This window comes from Streptomyces sp. NPDC048504 (assembly GCF_043200035.1).
Taxonomy (GTDB): Bacteria; Actinomycetota; Actinomycetes; order Streptomycetales; family Streptomycetaceae; genus Streptomyces.
This window is the reverse complement of record NZ_JBICXA010000036.1, coordinates 22,763-29,407: the sequence shown is the minus strand read 5'-3', so window position 1 is coordinate 29,407 and position 6,645 is coordinate 22,763. Positions and strand designations below refer to the sequence as shown.

Annotated in this window: 3 protein-coding genes; 1 reads left to right on the top strand and 2 read right to left on the bottom strand. The window is 69.5% G+C overall.

Going from position 1 to position 6,645, the window contains the following annotated elements:
- Nucleotides 1–115 precede the first annotated feature (115 nt).
- The gene (locus tag ACGFY9_RS48455) at nucleotides 116–2,215 is read right to left on the bottom strand and encodes an alpha-1,4-glucan--maltose-1-phosphate maltosyltransferase (protein ID WP_393765516.1); all 2,100 of its coding nucleotides are present in this window, start codon (nucleotides 2,213–2,215) and stop codon (nucleotides 116–118) included.
- A gap of 219 nt (nucleotides 2,216–2,434) precedes the next feature.
- The gene (locus ACGFY9_RS48450) at nucleotides 2,435–3,658 is read right to left on the bottom strand and encodes a S8 family peptidase (RefSeq protein ID WP_393765514.1); all 1,224 of its coding nucleotides are present in this window, start codon (nucleotides 3,656–3,658) and stop codon (nucleotides 2,435–2,437) included.
- 255 nt (nucleotides 3,659–3,913) lie between these two features.
- Between ACGFY9_RS48450 and ACGFY9_RS48445 the strand changes: the two genes are divergently transcribed.
- Nucleotides 3,914–6,532: a glycosyltransferase family 1 protein gene (locus tag ACGFY9_RS48445; RefSeq protein WP_393765512.1), complete on the top strand. Its 2,619-nt coding sequence runs from the start codon at nucleotides 3,914–3,916 to the stop codon at nucleotides 6,530–6,532.
- Nucleotides 6,533–6,645: the final 113 nt, after the last annotated feature.

Below are 6,645 nucleotides of genomic sequence, written 5' to 3'. Positions count from 1 at the left end.
CTGTCCTGGAAGGAGCGGACCAGGACCTCGTAGAAGACGGCGCGTTTGAACCACTCGGGGTCCCGGTCCTTGGCGGGAGTGTCCTCGAAGGTGTCCGGGACGGGCTCGTTGACGATCATATGGTGGGTGACCCTCCGATCTGCGGGGACGGTCGCAGGACGGTGAGGATGTGTGCGGGCCGGTTACCCGGCTCCAGGCGCACATAGTTGGCCCTGCCCCAGTGATAGGTCTCGCCGGTGAGCTCGTCGCGCACCGGCACCGACTCGTGCCATTCCAGGCCGAGTTGCGGCATGTCCAACGAGACCGTGGCCTCCTGGGTGTGGTGAGGGTCGAGGTTCGCGACCACCAGAACCGTGTTCGAACCACTCCGCTTCGAGTACGCGATCACCGCCTCCTGATCCACATCGTGGAAGTGGAGATCGCGCAACTGCCGCAACGCCGGGCTGCGGCGCCGGATGTCGTTGAGCTTGGCCAGCAATGGCGCGATGCTACGTCCTTCCCGCTCGGCCGACACCCAGTCGCGGGGACGGAGTTGGTACTTCTCGGAGTTCAGATACTCCTCGCTGCCGGGCCGCAACGGGGTGTTCTCGCACAACTCATACCCGCTGTACACCCCCCACGTGGGAGCGAGGGTCGCGGCGAGCACCGCTCGTAGTTCGAAGGCGGGTCGGCCGCCGTCCTGGAGGAACTCGTGCAGGATGTCCGGGGTGTTCACGAACAGGTTCGGCCGCATGTAGGCCGCCGCTTCCCCGGACAACTCAGTCAGATATTCGGTGAGTTCCTGTTTGGTGTTGCGCCAGGTGAAGTAGGTGTACGACTGCTGGAAACCGATCTGGGCGAGGGTGTGCATCATCGCGGGGCGGGTGAACGCCTCGGCCAGGAAGATGATGTCCGGGTCGGTGCCGTTGATGTCGGCGATCACCCGTTCCCAGAACACGACCGGCTTGGTGTGCGGGTTGTCGACGCGGAAGATCCGCACGCCGTGGTCCATCCAGTGACGTAGTACCCGCGTCGTCTCGGCGATCAGGCCGTCCATGTCCCGGTCGAAGGCGATCGGGTAGATGTCCTGGTACTTCTTCGGCGGGTTCTCCGCGTACGCGATCGTGCCGTCGGGGCGGTGGTGGAACCATTCCGGGTGCTTCTCCACCCACGGATGGTCCGGGGAGCACTGCAAGGCGAAGTCGAGGGCGATCTCCATGCCCAGCTCGGCGGCCCGGGCGACGAACGCGTCGAAGTCCTCCAGGGTGCCCAGCTGCGGGTGGATCGCGTCGTGACCGCCCTCCGGTGAGCCGATCGCCCACGGGACGCCGACGTCCTCGCGCCCTGCGGAGAGGGTGTTGTTCGGGCCCTTGCGGAAGGTGGTCCCGATGGGGTGGATCGGCGGCAGGTAGACGACGTCGAAGCCCATCGCCGCGATGCCGTCCAGGCGTTTCGCGGCCGTACGGAACGTGCCGTGGGGCTGGGCCGGAGTGCCCTCGGAGCGCGGGAAGAACTCGTACCAGGCGCCGTAGAGAGCCCGCTCCCGCTCGACCAGAAGCGGCCGGGGCTCGGCGGCCGTCACCAGTTCCCGCAACGGATACCGGGCCAGGACCCCGTCCACCTCAGGCGTCAGCGCGGCGGCGAGGCGGGACGCGGGCGGGCGGGTCTCGTCGCGGAGGGCGGACACGGCGGCGCGGAGGACGGGGCGGAGGCCCTTGCCCTTCGGGACGCCGGAGATGGCGCGTTCGTACAGCCGCGCGCCCTCCTCCAGGACCAGGTCCGTGTCCATGCCGGCCGGGATCTTGATCTGGGCGTGGTGGCGCCAGGTGGAGACCGGGTCGCTCCAGGCCTCCACGGTGTAGGTCCACCGGCCGGGTGCGCCGGGTGTCACGGTGGCGCCCCAGCGGTCGGTGCCCGGGGCGAGCTCCCGCATCGGGGTCCACGGACCGGCGCGGCCGTCCGGGTCGTAGAGGACGGCGTTGGCGGCGACCGCGTCGTGGCCCTCGCGGAAGACGATGGCCGAGACCTCGAACGCCTCACCGGTGACCGCCTTGGCGGACCGGTGGCCGTGCTGGACGACCGGCCGGACATCGAGGACGGGGATGCGTCCGATGCCGGGCGATGTGCTGTCCGCGGAGGGTGGCTCCGGGGCGGCTGGTGCCGTGCCGGCGGGGCGCACGGGGGGCGTGGCCGTGCCGGGTGTCGGGGGTGGTGACGAGTGGTGCGTGGCGGGCATGACCGCTCCTGTCCGCGTCAACGTCGGTGTGGGCGGATGGATGTGGGGAGGTGGGTCCTGCGAAGGAGATCCCGTGGTGCGTCTGGGGGCGTACCGGTGGAGCCTTCCCACCCTATTCGGGTTAGCAATCCGGCAGGTTGCTAACTACTTACGCGCAGATCTCCACAGAAAGATCCGGCCCCGTCCAGGGCGAACGGGGCCGGACCCGGCACTCTCGCACTACGACCGCGGGACCTGCAGGAGTTTGTCCGGCGAACCGAGCCCTTCGCCGGACACCTTTCCGGAAACCGCCCCCGCGACGAGTGCCGCGGAGACCTGTGCGGGTGTGGCGCGGGGGTGACCGCCGAGATAGACGGCCGCCGCGCCGGCCGCGTGCGGTGACGCCATCGACGTACCGGAGAAGGTCGCCTTCCCCGTGTCGCTCGCGTACGACGCGGAGGTGATCGAGACCCCCGGGGCGAACAGATCGACGGCCGGGCCGTAGTTCGAGAAGGCCGCCCGGGCGTCGCTTTTGTCGGTGGCGCCGACCGTGATGGCCTCCTTCACGTCCGCGGGGGAGTACAGGCCGGCCGACAGCCCGTCGTTGCCCGCCGCGACCGTGTACGTGACACCGGAGGCGATCGAGTCGCGTACGGCCGCGTCCAGCTGGGCGTTGTGGATGCCGCCCAGGCTGAGGTTGGCGACCGCGGGCTTGTGCGCGTGCCGGGTGACCCAGTCGATGCCGGCGATGACCTGCGAGGTCGTACCGGCTCCGGCGTTGTCGAGGACGCGTACGGCGACCACCTCGGCCTTCTTGGCGACGCCGTACGTGGTGCCGGCGATCGTGCCGGCGACATGGGTGCCGTGGCCGTTGCCGTCCTGGGCGGTGGCGTCGTCGTCGACGAAGTCCCAGCCGTAGCTCGCCCGGCCGCCGAAGTCCTTGTGGGTGATGCGGATGCCGGTGTCGATCACGTACACCGTCGCTCCGCTGCCCCCGGATTGCGGCGAGGTGTAGCTCTTGCTCAGCGGCAGGCCCGCCTGGTCGAGCCGGTCGAGCCCCCAGGACGGCGGGTTGCGCTGGACACGGCCGGCGACACGGCTGCCGCTGTCCAGGGTGACGCGGGTGTCCTGGGCGACCGAGGCGACCCGCGCGTCCGCCGCGAGGAGTCTCGCCTGTCTCTCGTCGGCCGTGATGGCGTAGCCGTTGAGGACCGTGCCGTAGGTGTGGCTTATTTTCGCCCCGTACTTCGCGGCCAGGTCCTTTCCGGCGGCCGACGGAGCCGCTGTCCCCCCTCTCAACGTCACTAGGTAACTGCCGCTGACGGAACCGGGTGCACCGGCGCCGAGTATGGTCCCCTCCGGTGCGGCGTGCGCGGGCAGGGTGATGGCCGAAACGACCGCGGCCGTGATGACCGCGGTCAGACCCCCCGCCCGACGCAGACGCCGCGTGTGCGTCCGTGCCATGTCGAGTTCCCCTCCTTCAACTCTCCACAGTGCAGCCTCTCGTGAGGCGCGAAGCACCACAAGGGCGCACGAGGGGCCCGTATTGGTTCAGGGTGGTAATAATCAGCCCGTCCGGCGTTTGAGGACGAGGCCGTTCAGGCCGATGGGGGTCTGGGGGCGAAGCCCCCAGCAACGCCCACACCATCACCGGTACCTTCATCAGTGACGACGACACACACTGCCGTGTGTCATCCAGCGAAGCGCCGAGGTGGAGCTGTGAAGGCGATCCGTCGATTCACCGTCCGTCCCGTTCTCCCCGAACCCCTCCGACCTCTCAGTGATCTGGCGCGCAATCTGCGCTGGTCCTGGCACGCCGACACCCGCGATCTCTTCCAGTCCGTCGATCCCGAGCGCTGGGCCGCCTCGGAACGCGATCCCGTACGACTCCTCGGCAGCGTCTCCGCCGAGCGGCTCGCGGAGCTGGCCGAGGACAGCCGTTTCCTGCGCCGGCTCACCGAGGTCGCGGGTGACCTCGCCGACTATGTGGGCGGTGACCGCTGGTATCAGGCCCAGTCCGGTGAACTGCCCGCCGCCGTCGCCTACTTCTCACCCGAGTTCGGCGTCACTGCCGCCCTGCCGCAGTACTCCGGCGGCCTCGGCATCCTCGCCGGCGACCATCTCAAATCGGCCAGTGATCTCGGCGTACCGCTGATCGGTGTCGGACTCCTGTACCGGCACGGCTACTTCCGCCAGTCCCTGTCCCGGGACGGCTGGCAGCAGGAGACCTATCCGGTCCTCGACCCCAACGAACTCCCGGTGGCGCTGTTGCGAGAGGACGATGGCTCCCCGGCCCAGGTCTCCATCGCCCTGCCCGGCGGCCGTTCGCTGCGCGCCCGGATCTGGCTCGCGCAGGTCGGCCGGGTACCGCTGCTGATGCTCGACTCCGACGTCGAGGAGAACGACCTCAGCGAGCGCAGTGTGACCGACGTGCTCTACGGCGGCGGCAGTGAACACCGCCTGCTCCAGGAGATGTTGCTGGGCATAGGAGGGGTGCGGGCGGTACGGACGTACTGTCGCCTCACCGGTCACCCCGAGCCCGAGGTGTTCCACACGAACGAGGGACACGCGGGCTTCCTCGGGCTGGAGCGGATCGCCGAACTCTGCGACGCGGGGCTGGACTTCGACGCCGGCCTGGAGGCGGTGCGGGCCGGAACGGTGTTCACCACGCACACCCCCGTACCGGCCGGAATCGACCGTTTCGACCGGGAGTTGGTGGCCCGGCACTTCGGTTCCGAGGCCGAACTCCCGCGCCTGGACGTCCAGCACATCCTGAGCCTCGGCATGGAGACCTACCCGGGCGGCGAACCCAACCTCTTCAACATGGCCGTGATGGGCCTGCGCCTGGGCCAACGGGCCAATGGCGTCTCCCTGTTGCACGGTCAGGTGAGCCGCGAGATGTTCTCCGGTCTCTGGCCGGGGTTCGACGCGGAGGAGGTGCCGATCACGTCCGTGACCAACGGGGTGCACGCGCCGACCTGGGTCGCCCCCGAGGTGTTCCGGCTGGGCGCACGGCAGATCGGCGCGACACGCACCGAGGACGCGCTGACGGTGGGCGGTTCGGATCGCTGGGACGCGGTCGCGGAGATCCCGGACCAGGACATCTGGGAGCTGCGCCGCGATCTGCGCGAGCAGCTGGTCGTGGAGGTACGCGAACGGCTCCGCGCGTCCTGGCGTCAACGCGGCGCGGGATCAGCCGAGTTGGGCTGGATCGACGGAGTCCTGGACCCCGACGTCCTCACGATCGGATTCGCGCGCCGCGTCCCGTCGTACAAGCGGCTGACGTTGATGCTGCGCGACCGGGACCGGCTGATGGATCTCCTTCTGCACCCCGACCATCCGATCCAGATCGTGGTGGCGGGCAAGGCGCACCCGGCGGACGACGGGGGCAAGCGGCTGGTCCAGGAGCTGGTGAAGTTCGCGGACGACCCGCGCGTCCGGCACCGCATCGTCTTCCTGCCCGACTACGGCATGGCGATGGCGCAGAAGCTGTACCCCGGCTGCGACATCTGGCTCAACAACCCCCTCCGTCCACTGGAGGCCTGCGGCACGAGCGGCATGAAGGCGGCGCTGAACGGCTGCCTCAACCTCTCGGTCCTGGACGGCTGGTGGGACGAGTGGTTCCAGCCCGACTTCGGCTGGGCGATCCCCACGGCGGACGGCACCGGCACGGACCCCGACCACCGGGATGATGTGGAGGCCGCGGCCCTCTACGACCTCCTGGAGCAACGCGTCACCCCGCGCTTCTACGAACGCGGCCAGGACGGACTGCCCGACCGCTGGATCGAGATGGTCCGCCAGACGTTGACGTTGCTGGGCCCGAAGGTGCTGGCGGGGCGCATGGTCCGGGAGTACGTGGAGCGGCTCTACGGCCCCGCCGCGCACGCCCATCGCGCCATGACCCCGGACGCGGCCCGTGAACTGGCCGTCTGGAAGCAGCGGGTGCGGGCTGCTTGGCACGGGGTGACTGTCGACCACGTCGAGACGTCTGCGGCTACGGCCACGGCTGAACTCGGTACGACGCTCAATCTCCGGGTGCGGGTGGGGCTGGCGGGGCTCGCCCCGGACGACGTGGAAGTGCAGGCGGTTTCGGGGCGGGTTGACCCGGAGGACCGGATCGGGGACGGAGTGGCGGTGCCGCTGAAGCCGGTGGGGGGACCGGACTCGGAAGGGCACTGGTTGTTCGAGGGGCCGCTTTCCCTTGATCGCACCGGGCCCTATGGATACACGGTCCGGATTCTGCCTGCGCACCGACTGCTGGCGTCCAGCGCGGAGTTGGGGTTGGTGGCGGTGCCTTCGGAGGACGGGGTGGAGGGCGCGGGGGTGTTGATGCGGTAGCACTCCGTTGGGAAGTCCGGTGCTTTGGCTGCGGGTCCGGTGGGGGCTGGTCGCGCCCACGCGGCGGAGCCGCAAATGTCACAGCCCCGCGCCCCTTAAAAACAAGGGGCGTT